Source organism: Corynebacterium sp. HMSC05C01 (assembly GCF_001807155.1).
Taxonomy (GTDB): Bacteria; Actinomycetota; Actinomycetes; order Mycobacteriales; family Mycobacteriaceae; genus Corynebacterium; species Corynebacterium coyleae.
Genome location: NZ_KV787967.1, coordinates 89947 through 107654, shown reverse-complemented (window position 1 = coordinate 107654; position 17708 = coordinate 89947). Strand labels below are relative to the sequence as shown.

General features: G+C 62.2%; 18 protein-coding genes. 9 read left to right on the top strand and 9 right to left on the bottom strand.

Annotated features, from left to right (window positions below):
- The 4 genes from HMPREF3145_RS12050 to HMPREF3145_RS08470 form a co-directional block, all read left to right on the top strand.
- A partial coding sequence (locus HMPREF3145_RS12050; protein WP_246817568.1) for a MetQ/NlpA family ABC transporter substrate-binding protein occupies nucleotides 1–516 on the top strand: 516 nt, incomplete at its 5' end.
- Nucleotides 517–1545, top strand: coding sequence for a methionine ABC transporter ATP-binding protein (locus tag HMPREF3145_RS08480; RefSeq protein ID WP_070422800.1), 1029 nt, complete (start codon nucleotides 517–519; stop codon nucleotides 1543–1545).
- Nucleotides 1542–2222 carry a methionine ABC transporter permease gene (locus HMPREF3145_RS08475; protein WP_070422799.1) on the top strand — a complete coding sequence of 227 codons (681 nt, stop codon included), beginning with the start codon at nucleotides 1542–1544 and terminating at the stop codon, nucleotides 2220–2222. The genes HMPREF3145_RS08480 and HMPREF3145_RS08475 overlap by 4 nt, the downstream gene beginning before the upstream one ends.
- Before the next feature lie 11 nt (nucleotides 2223–2233).
- Nucleotides 2234–3004 (top strand): HAD family hydrolase, encoded by a 771-nt coding sequence (locus HMPREF3145_RS08470; protein ID WP_070422798.1) that lies wholly within the window; start codon nucleotides 2234–2236, stop codon nucleotides 3002–3004.
- Between the two features lie 29 nt (nucleotides 3005–3033).
- Here the strand turns inward: HMPREF3145_RS08470 and HMPREF3145_RS08465 are convergent, their stop codons facing one another.
- On the bottom strand, nucleotides 3034–3915 hold the full coding sequence (locus HMPREF3145_RS08465) for a sucrase ferredoxin (protein ID WP_070422797.1): 882 nt from the start codon (nucleotides 3913–3915) through the stop codon (nucleotides 3034–3036).
- A gap of 141 nt (nucleotides 3916–4056) precedes the next feature.
- Between HMPREF3145_RS08465 and HMPREF3145_RS08460 the strand changes: the two genes are divergently transcribed.
- Nucleotides 4057–4644 carry an AMIN-like domain-containing (lipo)protein gene (locus HMPREF3145_RS08460; protein WP_070422796.1) on the top strand — a complete coding sequence of 196 codons (588 nt, stop codon included), beginning with the start codon at nucleotides 4057–4059 and terminating at the stop codon, nucleotides 4642–4644.
- 20 nt (nucleotides 4645–4664) lie between these two features.
- Here HMPREF3145_RS08460 and HMPREF3145_RS08455 read toward each other — a convergent pair whose 3' ends face one another.
- Complete coding sequence (locus HMPREF3145_RS08455; protein WP_070422795.1) at nucleotides 4665–6218, bottom strand: Y-family DNA polymerase; 1554 nt, start codon at nucleotides 6216–6218, stop codon at nucleotides 4665–4667.
- Entirely contained in the window at nucleotides 6215–6952 is a 738-nt protein-coding gene (locus HMPREF3145_RS08450) for a hypothetical protein (RefSeq protein ID WP_246817567.1), read from the bottom strand. The genes HMPREF3145_RS08455 and HMPREF3145_RS08450 overlap by 4 nt, the downstream gene beginning before the upstream one ends.
- Before the next feature lie 205 nt (nucleotides 6953–7157).
- Here HMPREF3145_RS08450 and HMPREF3145_RS08445 point away from each other — a divergent pair, with 205 nt between their 5' ends.
- Genes HMPREF3145_RS08445 through HMPREF3145_RS08435 form a run of 3 tightly spaced genes read left to right on the top strand, consistent with a single transcriptional unit; the run spans nucleotide 7158 to nucleotide 9161 of the window.
- Nucleotides 7158–8282, top strand: coding sequence for a helix-turn-helix domain-containing protein (locus tag HMPREF3145_RS08445; protein WP_070422793.1), 1125 nt, complete (start codon nucleotides 7158–7160; stop codon nucleotides 8280–8282).
- On the top strand, nucleotides 8279–8743 hold the full coding sequence (locus tag HMPREF3145_RS08440; RefSeq protein ID WP_070422792.1) for a DUF4411 family protein: 465 nt from the start codon (nucleotides 8279–8281) through the stop codon (nucleotides 8741–8743). The genes HMPREF3145_RS08445 and HMPREF3145_RS08440 overlap by 4 nt, the downstream gene beginning before the upstream one ends.
- A 1-nt stretch (nucleotide 8744) precedes the next feature.
- Complete coding sequence (locus HMPREF3145_RS08435; protein ID WP_070422791.1) at nucleotides 8745–9161, top strand: hypothetical protein; 417 nt, start codon at nucleotides 8745–8747, stop codon at nucleotides 9159–9161.
- Nucleotides 9162–9263: 102 nt separating this feature from the next.
- Here the strand turns inward: HMPREF3145_RS08435 and HMPREF3145_RS08430 are convergent, their stop codons facing one another.
- Nucleotides 9264–10655 carry an RNA-binding domain-containing protein gene (locus tag HMPREF3145_RS08430; RefSeq protein ID WP_070422790.1) on the bottom strand — a complete coding sequence of 464 codons (1392 nt, stop codon included), beginning with the start codon at nucleotides 10653–10655 and terminating at the stop codon, nucleotides 9264–9266.
- 179 nt (nucleotides 10656–10834) lie between these two features.
- Here HMPREF3145_RS08430 and HMPREF3145_RS08425 point away from each other — a divergent pair, with 179 nt between their 5' ends.
- Nucleotides 10835–11347, top strand: coding sequence for a PspC domain-containing protein (locus HMPREF3145_RS08425; protein ID WP_070815582.1), 513 nt, complete (start codon nucleotides 10835–10837; stop codon nucleotides 11345–11347).
- Here HMPREF3145_RS08425 and HMPREF3145_RS08420 read toward each other — a convergent pair.
- From HMPREF3145_RS08420 to HMPREF3145_RS08400, 5 genes are read right to left on the bottom strand one after another with little or no spacing between them, the layout of a single operon-like run.
- Nucleotides 11344–12561 carry an alkylhydroperoxidase domain protein gene (locus HMPREF3145_RS08420; protein ID WP_070422788.1) on the bottom strand — a complete coding sequence of 406 codons (1218 nt, stop codon included), beginning with the start codon at nucleotides 12559–12561 and terminating at the stop codon, nucleotides 11344–11346. The two genes, HMPREF3145_RS08425 and HMPREF3145_RS08420, sit on opposite strands and share 4 nt — an antisense overlap.
- Nucleotides 12554–14167 (bottom strand): dipeptide ABC transporter ATP-binding protein, encoded by a 1614-nt coding sequence (locus HMPREF3145_RS08415; RefSeq protein ID WP_070422787.1) that lies wholly within the window; start codon nucleotides 14165–14167, stop codon nucleotides 12554–12556. The genes HMPREF3145_RS08420 and HMPREF3145_RS08415 overlap by 8 nt, the downstream gene beginning before the upstream one ends.
- The gene (locus HMPREF3145_RS08410) at nucleotides 14164–15051 is read right to left on the bottom strand and encodes an ABC transporter permease (protein WP_070422786.1); all 888 of its coding nucleotides are present in this window, start codon (nucleotides 15049–15051) and stop codon (nucleotides 14164–14166) included. Before HMPREF3145_RS08410 ends, HMPREF3145_RS08415 begins: the two co-directional genes overlap by 4 nt.
- Entirely contained in the window at nucleotides 15048–16040 is a 993-nt protein-coding gene (locus HMPREF3145_RS08405) for an ABC transporter permease (protein WP_070422785.1), read from the bottom strand. Before HMPREF3145_RS08405 ends, HMPREF3145_RS08410 begins: the two co-directional genes overlap by 4 nt.
- A complete protein-coding gene (locus HMPREF3145_RS08400) occupies nucleotides 16041–17687 on the bottom strand; it encodes a TIGR04028 family ABC transporter substrate-binding protein (RefSeq protein WP_070422784.1) in 1647 nt (548 codons plus the stop codon). It abuts the gene before it with no gap.
- Nucleotides 17688–17708: the final 21 nt, after the last annotated feature.

Below are 17708 nucleotides of genomic sequence, written 5' to 3'. Positions count from 1 at the left end.
GACCACGACTCGCTCGACGGCATCGAGGGCACCGAAATCGCTGTCCCGAACGACCCGTCCAACCAGGGTCGCGCGATCAACGTGCTGGTTCAGGCTGGTCTGCTGAAGCTGCGCGAAGGCGCGCCGAAGCTCACCCCGACCCCGGCGGACATCGATAAGGATGCCTCCAAGGTCAAGGTTGTCGCTGTGGATGCGTCCCAGACGCCGAACGCCTACAACGAGGGCCGCCCGGCTGTGATCAACAACAACTGGCTGGCACGCGCAGGTATCGACCCGGCTTCCTCGGTCGCGGCCGACGATCCGAACTCCGAGCTTGCGGAGCCGTACATCAACGTATTCACTGTCTCAGGCGATGACCTGGACAACGAGACGTACGCCAAGTTGGTCGACGTCTGGCAGTCGCCGGAGGTCACCGCAGCGCTTGACGAGGATTCCAACGGCACCGCCGTGCAGGTCCAGCGCAGCAAGGAGGAGCTCAACGAGATCCTCGACCGACTTGTGGAGGAGTACAAGTAAATGACAACAACCGGCACCCGGATTGAGTTCCGGAACGTATCCAAGGTTTTCAAAACCAAAGAGCGCGAGGTCAAGGCCGTCGATGACGTCACCTTGACCGTCGAGCCAGGCGAAATCCTCGGAGTGATCGGCTACTCGGGTGCCGGCAAGTCAACGCTTGTCCGCCTCATTAACGGCCTTGACATGCCAACCTCGGGCGAATTGCTTCTCGACGACACCAACGTCGCCGGTATGCCCGAGCGCAAACTCCGGGAGATCCGCCGCAACGTCGGCATGATCTTCCAGCAGTTCAATCTCTTTTCCTCCCGTACCGCAGCGGGCAACATCGAATACCCGCTGAAACTGGCCGGTGTGGACAAGAAGGAACGTAAGCGTCGCGTCGCTGAACTGCTCGACTTCGTCGGTCTGTCTGACCGTGGCGAAAACTACCCGGAGCAGCTCTCCGGCGGCCAGAAGCAGCGCGTCGGCATCGCGCGAGCACTTGCGACCAACCCGTCGCTGTTGCTTGCCGACGAAGCCACGTCCGCTCTCGACCCCGAAACCACCCACGAAGTGCTCGGGGTGCTGCGTCGCGTCAACGAAGAACTCGGCATCACCATCGTGGTGATCACCCACGAAATGGATGTCATCCGAGCCATCGCCGACAAGGTTGCCGTAATGGAGAACGGCCGTGTTGTGGAGTACGGCGGGGTTTACGACGTCTTCGCCAACCCACAAACCCCCGTCGCCCAGCGTTTCGCAGCGACGAGCCTGCGCAACACCCCCGATGATGTTGAGCGCGCCGAACTGCTGACCAAGCCTGGCCGCCTGTTCACCGTGGATCTTTCCGAGGACTCCGGGTTCTTCGGCGCCGCTGAGGCCGCCCGCACGCGCGGTGTTGTCATCGAGCCAGTCCACGCTGGCATCACCACCCTGCAGGAACGTTCCTTTGGCAAGATGACCGTCCGCCTCAACGGCGACGACGCCGCTATCAACGAGTTCCTGGCCACACTGCAGCGCAGCACCGAGATTGAGGAGATCACCCGATGACCGAATACCTGCTCGCTGAACCGAACTGGGACAACCTCGGCCCCACCTTCCTCGACGCCATCGGTGACACCCTGTGGATGGTCGCCATCACCATGGTTGTCGGCGGATTCTTCGGCCTGGTGTTGGGCATGCTGCTCTACACCACCCGACCAGGTGGCATCCTGCGCAACAACGTGGTCTACACCCTGATCAACGTTGCGGTGAACTTCTTCAGGCCAATCCCGTTCATCATCATGATCGCGATGCTCTACCCACTGACCCTGGAGGTCGTGGGCACCACCATCGGCCGTGCCGCGGCAACGTTCGTGATGTGTTTCTCTGCCACGTTCACCGTGGCGCGCATCGTGGAGCAAAACCTCGTCGCCATCGACCCCGGTGTTATCGAGGCCGCCCGCTCCATGGGTGCCGGCCCCTGGAAGATCATCACCTCGGTGATCCTGCCGGAGGCACTCGGCCCGTTGATCCTGGGCTACACCTTCATCTTCATCGCAGTCATCGATATGTCTGCGATGGCCGGCTACATCGGTGGTGGCGGTGTGGGTGACTTCGCCATCGTCTACGGCTACCGCGCCTTCGAGCCACAAGTCACCTGGGCTGCAGTCCTGGTCATCGTGGTCATCGTCCAGCTCGCCCAGTTCCTGGGCAACTGGCTGTCCAAGAAGGTCATGCGCCGGTAGATTGAAGTGCCATGAAGGTAGCGGCGTTCGACTTCGATGGCACTCTCCACCACCCTCCCCACGGTTTCGACCAGGAGGATATCGCCGCGATAGATGCCTGGCGTAACGCCGGGCATCTTGCCATTTCAGCCACTGGGCGCTCCCGCACAGCACTCGCCCACGGCATGGCCGACAGCACGCTAGCGTTCGACTACCAGGTGCTTTCCAACGGAGCATCAGCTACCGACGGCGCCAACCGCCACCTGATCTTCAGCCACGAACTCGACGGAGCCGTCCTGCGTGCCGCCGTGGAACATTTCGGGGAGCGCGAGGGACTGGCTATTTTCGGCACCACCATCGGACGTGTCGACGGCGTGTTTGCCAACAACACCGGCCGTACCCACGACTTCACGGCTCACTTCACGCCGATGGGGATTCGCGACATCCCGGACCACCAGTTCGCTGTCATTCCGTTCTGGGTGCCTGACAACGCGGATTTGCGCGCGGAGGTCGTCGAGTGGGCATCTACTCTTGACGGGGTGGAAGTCGCCCAAAACCAGGACTACATCGATCTGATGGCACCAGGCCGCTCCAAGGGTTCAGGGATCCTCGAGCTGTTCGAGGTACTCGGCATCAACCGCGATGGCGTTGAGCTCTACACGTTCGGCGACTCATGGAACGACCTGAGTATGCATACCCTCGCCGACCACTCGCACTGCTTCCACCACTCCCCCACCGACGTGAAAGCAGCCACCGACCGGGTCATCGGGTCAGTGGCTGAGGTGCTCGACGAGTACATCTAGAACCTGGTTTCGCCCCCGCCCGACACCACCTAACGTGGCTGCACGCTGAGCGCGACCCAGGCGGAGCCTTCCTTGGGGGACTTGCCGCAGGAATCGACAATCCCGCTGACCGGACGCTTTTCCAGTTCGACGACGTACTCCCCACCGGCGGTGGTGACGTTGACGGTGGCAGTGGTGTCGTCGATACGCACAGGCGCAACGTCGAACTCCCCGTAACGAGGCTCAGCGACCTCGCTGGCAACAGCAATCTCGGCCACCTGTTCCACCGGGGTGAGCGTGCCGCGTCCGCGGTTGCCGGGCACGAAGTAGTCGCCCCGCTTCGCGGCTGTGAGCATCGCGTCGGTGGCCTCCACGTTCATGCGGCCGAAACTGTATGCCCAAGGCATGAGCATCATGGTTGCGGCAAAACGGTGTCCCTTGATGTGGGAGACCTCCCACGCAACGTCGTTGCCCGGGCCGAATGGGTAGCGCTCGTGCAGCGCGTTGACCAGCGGGCGCCCCTTTACGGCGCAGCAGACATCGCGCTTGGCATGGGTGCAGATCAGCAGCAGCGGACGTTCCCGTCGCTTCCCACCGTTTTTGCCAGGCCCTGACAGATCGAGATCCAGGATTGCTTCTGGTCCGTCGACGTGGAGGACCTCGGTGATGCCTTCGTCGGCAAAGACGAGGTAGAGGTGGTGGTCCTTAATGTGTCGGCCTTCGCGCGTTGGGTGGCGAATGAGCAGCAAGGACGCGTCGTATTCGTCGAGGTGCTTCGCAATGCGGGGGCTAAGGTCTTCGCCGAGCGCGGCATCACCGAGCACGTCGCGCGGCCACGGGTCGGGCCACTCAAAGATGACGTAGGTAGCGCCGGGCTTGGCGGTGCCGGGCAGCGGTTCAACCTCAACATCTGAGCAAGGCAATTGTCGCATGTCACCACCATAGCCAAGCTTGGCCTAACTTATTAGATGACCCATTTGAACAACATTCACTTCTGTAACAGTTAGATAACCTTTTGGGTATTTCGCTCTGAGGCTTTTGTTCTGATTCCTCCTGCTGGTTACGGTGGCTTAATGCAAAAAAATTCCGGTTCCTTCCGCGCTGCGGTCGTGGGCGCTTGCGTAGCGACGATCGCTGCCTGCACCGCCTGCACCACACCCAGCTTCGGGGCCGGCGAAACGGTGGCCAGCAGCTTGTCCGCCAGCTCTCCGCGTCTGAAACCGTTGGGCAACGCTGACCCGTCTCCGAAGACGCAGCGCCCGTCGGCACCGTCACAGCTTGTGGTCACCGCGGTCCGTGTTGGCGCACATGAGGGATTCGACCGCGTCGTGGTGGATCTTGGGGGCGACGGGGATCCGGGTTGGTTTGTGGATTACACCTCCACCCCGATGCAGGAGACCACCGGCCAGCCGTTGAAGGTTGCGGGTAACGCGTTTTTGAACATCAACGTCGACGGCACCGTTTATCCGTTTGAGATGGGTAAGGATTCCGATGTTGAGGTGAAGATGGCGGGCGATACTGGCAACGTCATCGACGTGATCAGCGCTGGCACCTATGAGGGCCGTAGCCAGGTCGTGGTGGGTCTGCGCTCTGCTTTGCCGTATTCGGTGCAGGTGTTGGAGGACCCGAAGCGCGTGGTCGTCGACATCGTCCAGAACTAATCGCACCGCTCACCCCACCGTTAGTACACCGCCTCGACACGCCAGCTGCGCCTGCTCCACACAAGGAGCCACCCTGTCACCGCGCCGTCTGGCCCGCCTTCGCGCCCGACCACCTGCATGCGCGCAAGCCGTCCTGTGGCCCCTTCGGTTTGGGCCCACCATCCTTCATCCACGGGCCACGGCCCGGCCCAACCGGTAACCAGAAACCGGCGATCGCCCCAGGCCAGGGCGTACGGCGTGGTTGAGAGCAGTACTTCGGCGGTGACGATGACGGGGGTTGCGGTGTCGTCGATAAGCGCGATGCGCGAGGCGGGGTGCTCGATGCCGCCACCGAGGCGCGCAGGCAGCGGTGCTGGGATTGCTCCGGGCCAGGACAGCTTGTCGACGACCGGCCCCGCCTCCCCGTACGGCACCATCTGCACCCGTTCTGCCACGCCACGGCCGCCGACGAGCCGGGGTTGGAGCACCGCGTCGATGCCGAGTTGGGATTGCACGCGTTCCACGACGCGGCGGGCGGTGTCGGTGGAGGCGCCGTCGGCCCACAGTTCGCCGACGGGTTCTGGGGCGGCGAGTTCGAGCGGTTCCAGGATGAGACTTGTAATTTCACCGGCACCGCCGCCGGTCAGCCAGCCGTCGAGTTGCCAGCGCACCCGGTCGGCGGTCGCGGCCTCGGTGAGTGCTTCGCGGGTGCGCCAGACGCGTTCGACGCGGGTGCCGTCGCCAAGTTCGGCCGTCACTTTCAGCCGCAGGCAGTTCCGCCCCGTTTCTTTCAGCCGTTCGTGCAGGCTAGCGGCCAGTGCACGGGCGGCGAACGCGGCAGCATCAACTCGGTCGATCGGGTCCTCCGGAGTGATCGCCACCGCGAGGTCCTCCACGGGAATTTCGGGCGCGACGCGGCGGTCCGGCGTGGCTGCGGCGATCCGGTAGATGAGCATCCCGGACTGGCCGAAGCGCGTGGTGACAGCCGCCGGAGGCAGCGCCGCCAACTGCCCGAGCGTGGAAATCCCCAACTGCCCCAACGCCCGCACCGTGTCCATGTCCGCGCCAAGTGCTTCCTCAGCAACGAGCACACCGAGCGGCTGGTCTGCCAGGAACGTCGCCGATTGCCCCTGCGCCACCACGTCAGACGAGCGCGAGGCGATCACTGCGGTGGCGATCTCGTCGGCGGCACCGGCAAGGGCGTCGACGCCGCGGCGCGAGGCGGCGTCGATAAGCATCTCAAGCGCACGGTCCTCACTGCCGTGGAACTTCCCCGCGGCCTCAAGGTCTGCAACGACAAGGCCTGGACGCAGTACTTCTACGCTCGCCGCGACGTCGTCGAGCCCCGCTGCAAGTGCTGCGAACATCCGGCCGTCGCGGTCGGTGTTGTCCTCCACCACCGTCAGCTCCGGCGCTGCCGCCTGTGCGTTTCGCACCCGCATTCCACGCCGGATACCCACTTGGCGGGCCGCCTGCGAGCACGCCTTCACTCTGTGGTGCGCAGCAATCGCAATGGGTTCTACCAACTCGTCGCCGGACTCCAACTTCGCGGCCTGCACGGGCCAGTCCGGAAACCACAACGCTGCAACCCTCATGTGACCAGCCGCAGCTTTCGTCTATCGACGCCCCGCTCACCACCAGCACCCAACGTCACCCGTGCACTCGCCGGACGGTATCCCTTGCCTTCTGCGCGGACATCGAAATCGATCCCGGTAATGCGCCCCGTGCCACGACCGATGCCGTGGAATTGTGCGAGCGTGCCCGTCAGCGTGAGCGCCGGCGACGGCACCGCAACGTTGACGCACACAAGCGCCGCTTGCCCTTTCCGGATCCTGGCCAGCAGTGGCCGGGCGCGCACCGGGGTGAGCTGGAACGGGCTGCGAGTGCGCAGCACCACCAGGTCAAGCCCTTCGGCGAGCACGCCCGCCACCGAGAGGTCGTCAATACCCGGCTCCGGCACCGCAACGACCCGCTCAAGCGCATCGGCGCCGATGGCGGCGTAGGACAACTCCGGCCAACCCACCACGCCTGCGCGCCCACCGGCTTCCACCACCTGGCCGATGAGCTCCACGATCAGCGCCGGGGTGTCGCTGACGTGCGTGACCGACCTTCGCGCCAAGCCACCATTCGGCAACACAGTCGAAAGACCACCGCCGATCGTGAGCACCTCAGTATCAGCCGTAACCTCCTGAGGGACCTCCCCGCCGAGCGCAGCCATGCGCGCACGCAGCTCTGCGATCTGCTCAGCACGCGTCGGCTGAGCAGGCGCTTCACCCGCTTCATGCAGGTGCGCCGCAGCAGATGACGCTCGAATAGGTGTTCCACTCACGTCAGTTAGTATGCACCTACGTCACGACACAGGCAACGTCCCTGGTCGAACAGGCTTGCTAAATTATTTTCAGCTTCTTTTCGCTGCTCAAGGAATAAAAGTCTTTTACGCGAATCAGCTTTTGTATGCGCGTTGAACCAGATTGAGTACGCTCAGCAGCATCGTTTCCTATCCGAACATTCGCACAGCTGAAGGAGGCAGGCTGGTGGAGCGAGTCCCAATTCAACCGCAAACGCTCGCATGGGCACGTCAGATATCTGGCCTCACAGTGAGCGAGCTAGCAAATGCAATCGGAGTGAAGGCAAAGCAGATTGATGCCTTTGAAACCGGCACCGCGAAGCCAACGTTCAAGCAACTGGTCAATGTAGCGAAAAAGCTCGACCGTACACCCGCATTTTTCTTCACCGAACCGCCCGCCCAAGCAGATGTCCCCCCTACGGTTGATTTCCGGCAGTCCCCCGACGCCAATGGGCTCGACGCAGCCACCACTAAAGCGCTGCGAAGGGCGGAACGCTACCGCGAGATCATGCTGGAGTACAGCCAACCTTCTCACGCCGAAATCACATTCCCTACCGCTTTTCACTGGGGCACAGAGCAGCAGGCAGCAGCAGCGATGCGTTCTCTGTTGGGGCTCGATCCTTCTTTTGTCCCTACAGGACCAACAAAGGACGCTGGCTTCAAAATGTGGCGCGACCTTTTGGAAAACCATGGGATCATGGTGTTCCAAACTTCGGATGTGGAACGTGGAGTCTTCCGCGGCCTCTCTGTCTATCACGACGTGTTGCCGATTGTTCTGCTCAACGGAAAAGACAGCTCTGCAGGAAAGACGTTTACCCTTTTCCATGAATTGGGCCACCTCATCAACCGCAGCAGCGGATTGTGTTTGCTCGAGGAGACCGACGCTGAAGAAGCGTTAGTGAACTCTTTCGCTGCACACTTCCTTATGCCAGGGGCAGCAGTTTCGGAGAAACTATCTGGCCTAGATAGCGATGACCTCGTCGGCGTAATTGCCACCCACTTCAAGGTAAGCCGGGTTGCTGCGGCTATTCGGCTCAAAAACCTCGGTGTGGTCAACGCATCGGCCGTGAAACGTGAAATGTCGTTAAGCAATTCCGCATGGAAACAAGAACGCGACCAGATGAAAAAGAAGGAAGCCGGGCCAGCATATTGGCGGATGCGTTACCGGGATCTCGGCGCAACGTACGTGGGCACGGTGGCTCGTGCGTTAGAAGAAGAGAAAATTAGCATTCTCGATGCATCGTATTTCCTCGATTCGCGTGTACCAACCGTCGACAAGCTGATTGATGCCTATCGAAGTGAGGCAGGATGACTTCCTACACCTTCGATGCCAACATCTTGATCAACATGGAGCGTTGGTATCCCCGCGAACATTTCGCGAGTGTTTGGAGCAATGTCGAAGAGTTGATCACAGATGGTCGCGCCTGCATTTGCGGGATGGTCGAAGAAGAGATCAAGCGAGGTACCGACGACCTTCACAAATGGACAAGATCCATTGATGAATTCGTCCATCCACACACGGAGCAGGACTATGAGATAGCAGCCAAAATCTCAACCGCCCACCCAGACTGGGTAGTTGAGAAACAAAACGCCGCTGATCCCTTCGTCATCGCGCATGCAGCAATCGAGGGGTCGATCCTCGTGACTCAGGAAACAAGAAAGGGACCCGGAGTTCAAGGCCGGAATTTGAAGATTCCCAATGTCGCCGACGAGCATGGTGTCACATGCATCAATTTTTTCGGCCTACTCAAGGCTGAGAACTGGAGGTTCTGACATGATCCCGATCAGCGCCAACGAGGTCCGCAACCGCGTCACTCCGATCCCCACGCCCGCCGTCGTGCGCGCGGTGGGTTCACTGACTGTGGGTGGTTCCGTAGGCGTAATGGTGTCCGAAGAACCGCTGGGCATCAAGGCGATCACGGCGCTGGTCTGCGTTGCTGTTGCTATCGCGGTGACGTGGCTGCACCCCTACCGGAAGCAGATTGCGGCGTTTGCGGAGGAGAAAAATGTCAGCAGGGTGCCGTCGATAAGCATGGTTGTGCCGCTCATGGTGTGGTGGCTGGTGCTCATGATGGGCCCGCTGGTGCACTGGTCCGCGGTGGCGGGGCTGCTGGTTGGCATCCTTGCGGCAGTGGCGGCGTGGTTGCTGTACCCGCACGTGGACGGCACGCGGCGCCTCGCGTACGCATAGAACTACTAGAAAGAATCTACTCGAAAGGCTTTCTAGTAGACGAGTTTTCGCAGCTCAACCTAGAAACATTCCCTTTCGAGTAGCTTTCTAGTAGCTTTCGAGCTACCGCAAAGGCCCTTCCAAAAGCCATACCGCCCGAGGGTCCCGCGGACCTTTACCGCGCCATTGAATAAGGCCCTCCTCCCGCAGCGCTTTCAACGCGCGGCGGGCAGGCGGGTTCGAAATCCCCAAAGCATCTGCAACCTCCCCCGTAGACATTGGCCTGCCTTTCGCTTGCATGACTGACAGGACGCTGCCGGCGTGAGGCGGGAGGGAGTCCGCGGTCTTCGGATCAAGCCGTTGAACCGCCTTCAACGTGAGCAGAACACTTCCGCTCGTCTGCTGGTAAATCGGGTCAGCAAAACCCACTCGCCGCATACCTGCGAACATACGGCGGATACCCTCGCCGAGTTCTTGACCAATCCGAAGCTCTGCCGTCACCCGCGCAATGAGAGGATTGCGCGCAAATCGAGCAATAGATTCTGGTCGTGTGGGGTCCACCAAACCGGGAAAGCGCCCCGGACTCGAAACTTCGATGCGAGATGGATAGATCTCGAACCGCACATGGTCACCAGCCATGCTGTACGACCGGTGAATGACAGCATTTACTAATCCCTCAAGCCATACGTCGTGCGGGATGAGATTTTCATCCTCGAACAACCCCGAAGCACCCAGGCGCCGGACTTGCGGCAGCATCCCCTCAATCGCCCGCTGAGCAGCCCCAATTTGTTGCGGCAACGGCCCCTCAAACCGGTCGTCGGCCAAAAGCTGTTGCTGATGCCCCGCGAGCCGCTCATCCTCACCGAACCGCAGAACACGGACATGCGCATTAGGGAAGAACTCTTGCGGGTCTTTACCGAAGAGCAAGAGTGCTGCTGTGCGGGGCCTACCTTCGCGGTCGATGAGATTTCTTGCTTTGAGAGCGTCTTCAGCGGAAGAAGAACCAATAACGTTGGCATATTCGCCAACGGCCTCCATATCGAGATCACCCATACCGACACGGGGCAGCACCGTCGCGTCGAACTGTTGCTCACCCTTGGTGTAACGCAGTTCGAGAATGCCGTCTGCATTCAGCAACCGAGATTCGTCGCCGACACGCAGGAAGCAGTCCCCCGACCGCAAATAATGCACATGCTCACTCGGGTCTACATGAAACAGGTAAACCTGCGCACCGTCGCCGATATCGAACGGCTCGATTCGAACACGCACGGTTGGATCCGTGTGGTCGAGCGATGTTTGTCTCAGATCATTGTCCTGTTTAGGCGTCGGTGCCCCATCAAACTCCCGGTCAGTAATTCCGACAGCAATAATGCCGCCCTCCGCATTTGCCATGCCGACGATGGTTTTGGCGAGATCCTTCGGCTTGATGCGGAAAGACTTTCGCTCGAACCATTGATCTTCCGGCAGACGCAGAAGAAGGCTCGGGTCATCTCGGTAGTTTCTCTCTGGACGCACAGAAGGAATTCTACTCGAAAGGCTTTCTAGTAGACGAGTTTTCGCAGCTCAACCTAGAAACATTCCCTTTCGAGTAGCTTTCTAGTAGCTTTCGAGCTACCGCAAAGGCCCTCGCGCAGGCTCCGCCATTCTCGAAACCCCTGCTGCGAAGTCCGCCGTAGATACGGATAATGGCACGCATGGCTCAAACCTCATCGACATCGCTCAAGCACATGTGGGAAACCCGCCCGCGGCGCATCACGAAAGACCAAGGTGGTCGGGCCGTATTCGGCGGTGTGTGCACCGGTTTCGGTGCCCGCTACGGCTACGACCCGGTGGCGGTGCGTATCGCGTTTGTGCTCACCGGGTTTATTTTCGGCGGTGGCATCTTCGCATACCTGCTGTGCTGGCTGCTCATGCCGCGTCTTGGGGAGGACATGAGCCCGGGCCGGGCGATCTTTACCCGCAAGGATCAGCGCAGCCCCATCGAGCAGAAGGAGTGCCGCACCGGCTGGCTGCTTCTGCTCGGGCTGATCATTTTCATCCCGGCGGCGGCTGACGCAGGCGATAACCGTGTGACCTTTGGCGTGTACGTGATGTTGCTGTTCATGTGGGTTTTCGCCTACGCCGAAAACCCGACGCCACCCGAGCAATGGCGTGACGACGACCTCGTGTGGCGCGACCAGAAACGCCGCCGCGGGTTCAGGCGCTAGCGGTAGCGCTTCGGCACATCCGGCGCGCCGAGCGTGAGCATGAGACGGTTGGCCCAGTTGAAGAAGGCCGACGAGTTGATCACGTCGATGATTGCCAGATCATCCAACCCGACCTCGCGCAGCGCCTCGACGTGCTCGGCACCGAAAGCAAACGGCGTGCGGGTCAGCGCAACCGCAGCCTGGCGGATCGCGTCCCAGGTGTCAGAGCCAAGGCCCGCCTCCACGCCTTCGTCCAGGAGACGGTCGATCGCCTCCGCGTCGCCGCCTTCCTCCTTCGAACGTGCCTGGTGCACGGATGCGCAGTACTCGCAGCCGTTCAAACGGGACGCGACGGTAGCGGCAAGTTCGCGCTCGGCACGGCCCAGGCCACCTTCGGTGTTGTAGAAGATGTCCAGGTCGGTCAGGGTGCGCGCCTTCAATGCCTGCGGGTCGCGGGCGAGCAGACGGAAGTACTCCATGCCGATGCGTTCCGGCTTGATCAGAGCGTCGCGTTGCTCGTCGGTGAATTCGGACTCTTCAAGTGGCGCCACCCACGGCTTCCACCCCAGGGAGTGGTTGACAAACTTTTCGGGTGCGACGACCTCCGGTTGCAGGGTCGCCGCTGCGGGAGTCCAGCCGGGATCGGCGACGCCGGCGGCGCGCTCAACAGCAGCATCGCCAGCACCCGAACCACCCGAGGCAGCAGTACCGCCAGCCAGCACCTGCACACCGTGCACGACGCGCAGCTGGAACGCCACAAAGGAGATGAGTTGGCCGAGCGAGACGATCGCGTCCTCGGTGTAGCCAGCGGTCTGCAGGTGCCCGATCGCCGCCGGCGAAGCATCCTTCGGATGGAAGGTCAGCAGGTGGGCGAAGTCGAAGGCGGCGGCGAGCTGCCCCTCGCCGAAGGTGACAAAGTCCCCGCCTGCATACGGGCCGGCGGATACACCTGCGCGCACCGCGTCTTCGACCACGGCAACGAGCGCCTCGTCTTCGTCGGCAAGCAAGTCCGCGTAGAACTCCGCGGCACGCTGTGCGCCGGAAATGCCGGCGACGAAGGCGGCGACGGCGTAGCGGGTGGATACCGGCAGGGCCTCGATCAGCGCCGGGTTGGTGGGCTCAAACAGGGCTGCGAAGCTGCGCTGGGCGTTTTCTACGGCTTCGGGTCGGCGGCGGCGCAGTTCGGCAAGGTCGGCCGGGGTTTCTGCGAGCAGGTCGATAATGTCGTTAGACAACAAACTCTCCTAACTGTCGGGCACGGAAGACGGTGCCGGGGATGGCATCGATAAGTTCACGAGTGACATCGTCGTGCGGGTGCGAGAACACTTCGTCGGTGGGGCCATATTCCACTTGTTGGCCGCGGCTGAACACACTCACGGTATCCGAGATCTGGCGCACCACTGCCAGGTCGTGGGAGATGAACACGTAGGTCAGCCCTAATTCGCGCTGGAGGTTTTCCAGCAGTTCCAGGATCTGTGCCTGCACGGTCACATCGAGCGCGGAAACGGCCTCGTCGAGCACCACGAGTTCCGGCTCAACGATCAGCGCGCGGGCGATAGCGACGCGTTGGCGCTGCCCGCCGGACAATTGCGCCGGGGTGCGCGTGGCGAACCGCTCCGGATCAAGCGCCACGCGCTCCAAGTACTCGTTGGCGCGCGCAAGGCTTTCGCGTTTCGACGCCCCCGCGAGGTTGCGCAGCGGCTCCGCCACAATCTCGCCGACCCGCATCTTCGGGTCTAGGGAAGAAAACGGGTTTTGGTACACCATCTGGATGCGGTTGCGGAAGTTGCGCTTCTGCTTCGGGCTCAGCGTGGTCAGTTCCTCGCCGTCGAGGGTGATGCTGCCCTCAGCAGGCTGGTTAAACATGGCGATCGTGCGGCCTGTGGTGGTTTTGCCGGAGCCGGACCCGCCCACCAGCGCATGGGTGGAGCCGCGCGCGACCTCGAAGGAGATATCGGATACGGCGGTGAAGTCGCCGTAGCGCACGGCAAGGTTGTCTACGCGCAGGAGGGTGTCGGTGGTGACAGGGGGTCGTCGATACGCATTTGCCACGGACAGCGACGGCACGTTTGCCAGCAGGCGCTTGGAGTAGTCCTGCGTAGGGTTGGTCAGCACCGTGCTCACTGGGCCGTGCTCGACGACGCGGCCGCGCTCCATGATGACCACGTCATCGGCGCGATCGCCCGCCACGGCAAGGTCGTGGGTGATGAAAATGACGCCCAGGCCCAACTCTGCTCGCATCTCGTCGAGCAGGTCAAGGATGGTTTTCTGCACGGTCACGTCGAGTGCGGACGTGGGTTCATCGGCAATGAGCACCTCGGGCTCGAGCGCCACCGCAGCCGCGATGAGCACGCGCTGCTTCATACCGCCGGACAACTCGTGCGGGTACTGGTTGTAGCGCTTTTCAGGATCATCGATGCCGACGCGCTCAAGCAGGGCAATTGCTTGACGACGACGCGACGCCGCGTCCCCCATCCCATGAATCTCCAACCCATCCTCCACGGATGCGCCGATGGTTTTCAACGGGTTGAGCGAGTTGTTCGGATCCTGCGGGACCAAACCAATCTTTGCGCCGCGCAGCTCGCGCCACTCGGCAGCGCTCAGGCTGGCAAGATCCTGGCCCTTAAACCGGATGGAGCCCGCGCGCACGTTGCCGGTGGGCCCCAACAGGTCGAGCGCCGCCATGGCTGAGGTGGTCTTGCCAGAGCCGGACTCGCCGACGATCGCGGTCATCTTGCCGGCATCGACAGCAAACGCGATGTTTTCCACGGTCGGCTCGGCATCGCCGTACGCAACGGTGAGGCCTTCGACCTCGAGCAGCGGTGTGGTTTCGGTACTCACTTCGCATCACCTTCTGTCTGGATGACCTGGGAGATGTGGTTGGTGGACATCACGGTGGCCACAATGGCCAGACCCGGCAGCACGATCAGCCACCAGGCGGTGGACATGAAGTCGCGGCCTTCCGCGATCAGCAAGCCCCACTCCGGCACTGGTGGCGGTGCGCCGTAGCCCAGGAAGCCGAGGATGGACAACTGCAGGATCGCAGTACCGAACTGCAGCGCAGCCAGTGCCAACACTGGGGTCAGCGAGTTGGGCAGCACGTGGCGGAACAGCACCTGGGTCTGGGTCGCGCCGGAGCCGTAGGCGGCTTCGACGAAGTCCGCACCGGCAATCTGGATCACCTGCGAACGGGCCAAACGAGCGAACGTGGCCACCGACGTCATACCGACCGCAAACGCCGCCTGCAGCGAACCGAAACCGGTGACGATGATGATGGACAGCGACAGCAAAATGCCCGGGATGGCCAGCAGCACGTCCACGAACCGCATAAGCACGGTCTCTACCCAGCCACGCTGCGTACCTGCAACAAGGCCAATCAAGGTGCCCAGGACCAGGCCGACCACCACGGCGATCAGTGCGCCGAGCAGCGATTGGCGTGCGCCGTAAACCACGCGGGAGTACACGTCGCGGCCCACGGCGTCGGTACCGAAGATGTGCTCGCCATTCGGCGCGAGCAGCGCCACATCCACGCCCTTGTACGGGTCGTAGGTGGCAAACACACCCGGCAGCAGCGCCCACAGGGCAGCGATGACCAGGACGATCAGCGACAGGAACGTCGCCGGCGAGCGCCACCGGCGGTTCTTGCGCGACTTCGCCCGCACGCCAGCGCGCGTATTCGCCCGAACAACAGGATTCGTTGCTGCTTGTGTTGTTTGTGTTGTCATCGGGCGCCCTCCTTCACGGCAGCCTGAGCGGTGCTCTTCTTAGCCTTGTTGCTCTGTGGCCCCGCATCCCGCAGTCGCACATCAAGCACCGGGTAGAGCAAGTCGACGATGAGGTTGATCAGCACGTACGCGGTCGCGGCGATAAGCACCACGCCCAGCAGGACCGGCATGTCGCGGCTGGACACCGCGTTGACGGTCAGGGAGCCCAAGCCTGCGCGGCCGAAGACGGTTTCGGTCACCACTGCCCCGCCGACAAGTTCGCCGAACAGCAGGCCGGCCATGGTGATGGCGGGCAGCAACGAGTTGCGCAGCACGTCGCGCCAGAAGATGCGGGCCTCGCTGGCACCGCGGGCGCGGATGACTTGGACGAATGGTTGGGCGCGGACTTCGTCGATAGACCGGATGAGCACCTGCATCAGCGGCGCAGCCATCGGCACGGCCAGGGTGAGCGACGGCAGGATGAGCCCCTCGAGCGGGGTCGGGTCGACCACGTTGACCCAGCCGAGTTGGAAGGAGAAGAACTGCAGCAGCAGGATCGCAATCCAGAAGCCTGGCAGCGACACCATGAACGACGGCAGCGCGCGGAAGAAATTACGCACCGCACCACCGCCCGGCAGCGTGGCCACATAGGCGGTGAGCAGCGCGACGATGACGGCAAGACCGATCGAGGTCGCGGCCAGCGCAAAGGTGTGTGGTGCGGCGTCGACGATGAGGTCGAACACCGGCGTGCCCGAGGCAACCGAGAACCCCAGGTTGCCGGTAAACAGCCCGGCAAGGGTGGCCAGGTACTGCTCGACGAGCGGTTTATCCACGCCCATCTGCTCGCGGATCTCCTCGATCTCTGCCTGGGACAGCCCAAGCGCGGGGTCCGCATAGCGCGCAGCCACGCCGTCCGACGGCAGCGCAGACAGCAGGAAGAACGCAAGCGTGTAGGCAAGCAGCAGCACGAGCAGCGCCTGCCCAACGCGTTTCAGCACAGTGTTACTCATTTAGTTGTCCTCCCCATCACGGTCGAAGTACACCGAGTAGAAACTCGGGCGGGCCACCGATTCGGTAACAAAGCCCTTCACGTGTGGCGCAAGTGCGTACACCTGCGGCTCCTCAAACAACGGCAGCACGTAGGCCTGTTCTGTGAGGTAGTCCTGCACCGCCTTCGACGCGGCCGTACGGCCCGCATCGTCCGGCGTGGAGACCACTTTCTGCAGCAGTTCCTCCAGCTCCGCATCCACTGGGGTGCCGTCGCCAGCGTCGTTGAGCAGTGCGTCTCGACGATTCACCGACAAGTGCGACTCAATCACGTCATAATCCGCACGCCCCACCATCGTGTGCATCAACTGCACGCGGTTGATGTCCTTCTGCGCTGCGTTTTGCGTGGCACGATCCCCGGCCACCATGTTCAGCTCAATACCCAGGTCACGCAGGTCCGACTGCACCATCGTGACAATCTCCTTCGAGCGCGGCTGCGGCAGCGCGTGGTTGACCGACAGGCTCAACCGCTGCCCGTCTTTCACGCGGATGCCGTCGGGGCCGGGGGTCCAGCCGGCGTCGTGGAGAAGCGCACGCGCCTGATCGGGATCGAACGTGTACGCGCCGGGCTGCTCCGCGTAGCCAAGGGCACTCGAGGTCATCGGCGCGGTGGCTAGCGGGTAGGAATCCGACAGCAGAATGCGGATGATCTCTTCACGGTTGATGCCGTGGATAATCGCCTTGCGTACTCGAATGTCCTGCAGCAACGGGTGGTTAAACCGCATGGCCAATTGGTTGTTCATGCCGTTGGTGGCAGAGGCAACCACCTGCACGCCCTGGTCTTCCAGGTGGCGCTCCACCGGCGGGGAGATCGTGCGTGCGATATCCGCCTGGCCGGACAGCAGTGCGCCGGAGCGGACGGCTTCTTCGGCGGCGAGGGTGTAGTGGATGCCGTCAATGCGCGCCCGGCCCTGGTGCTCGAGCGACGGTGGCGCCCAGTCGTAATCCTCGCGCGTTTTCAGCACAAGGTCAGTACCCAGCGTTTCACTATCGACGACAAAGGGGCCCGAACCGATCACATTCGCCGCCCCGCCTGGGCCGAAGTCCTCGTTGCGCAGCTGCAGGGAGGAATCCGCCAGCAGGCCCGCGTTGTACGAGGACGTAGCCTGCGCGAAGCCCGGAGAAGGTGCGGTGAAGTGGAAGCGAACCGTGTCCTCGTCGACAACTTCGCCGTAGTCGTAGTTGGAGATCTGCTCCGAGACGTTGAGCAGGCGATCCTTGTCGCCCTGGCCGTAGAGGTCGAAGTTGTCCACGATGTTCTGCGCGGTCATCGGTGTGCCGTCGGAGTAGGTCACATCCGTGCGGATATCGAAGGTGAACACGGTGGCGTCCTCGTTGATCTCCGGCAGGTCGGTGGCAATCCACGGCTGGAGTTCGAGCGTTTCAGGGTCTTGGTAGAGCAACCTGTCTGTTAACTGATTGACCACACCGCCGTTGGGGTAAAACCCGGCAGCCGGCGGGTAGAGGCTGTTAAACCAGTTGGATTCCAGATAGGTGAGCACATTGTCACCCTCTGCGTGAGATTCAGCGCCACCCCCTGCGGTGCAGCCGCTCAGCAGGGCAACTGCACCTACAAGTACAACTGGGGCCGCAACCGTTTTCTTCGGCACGTTATCGTCCTCTTTTCCCTT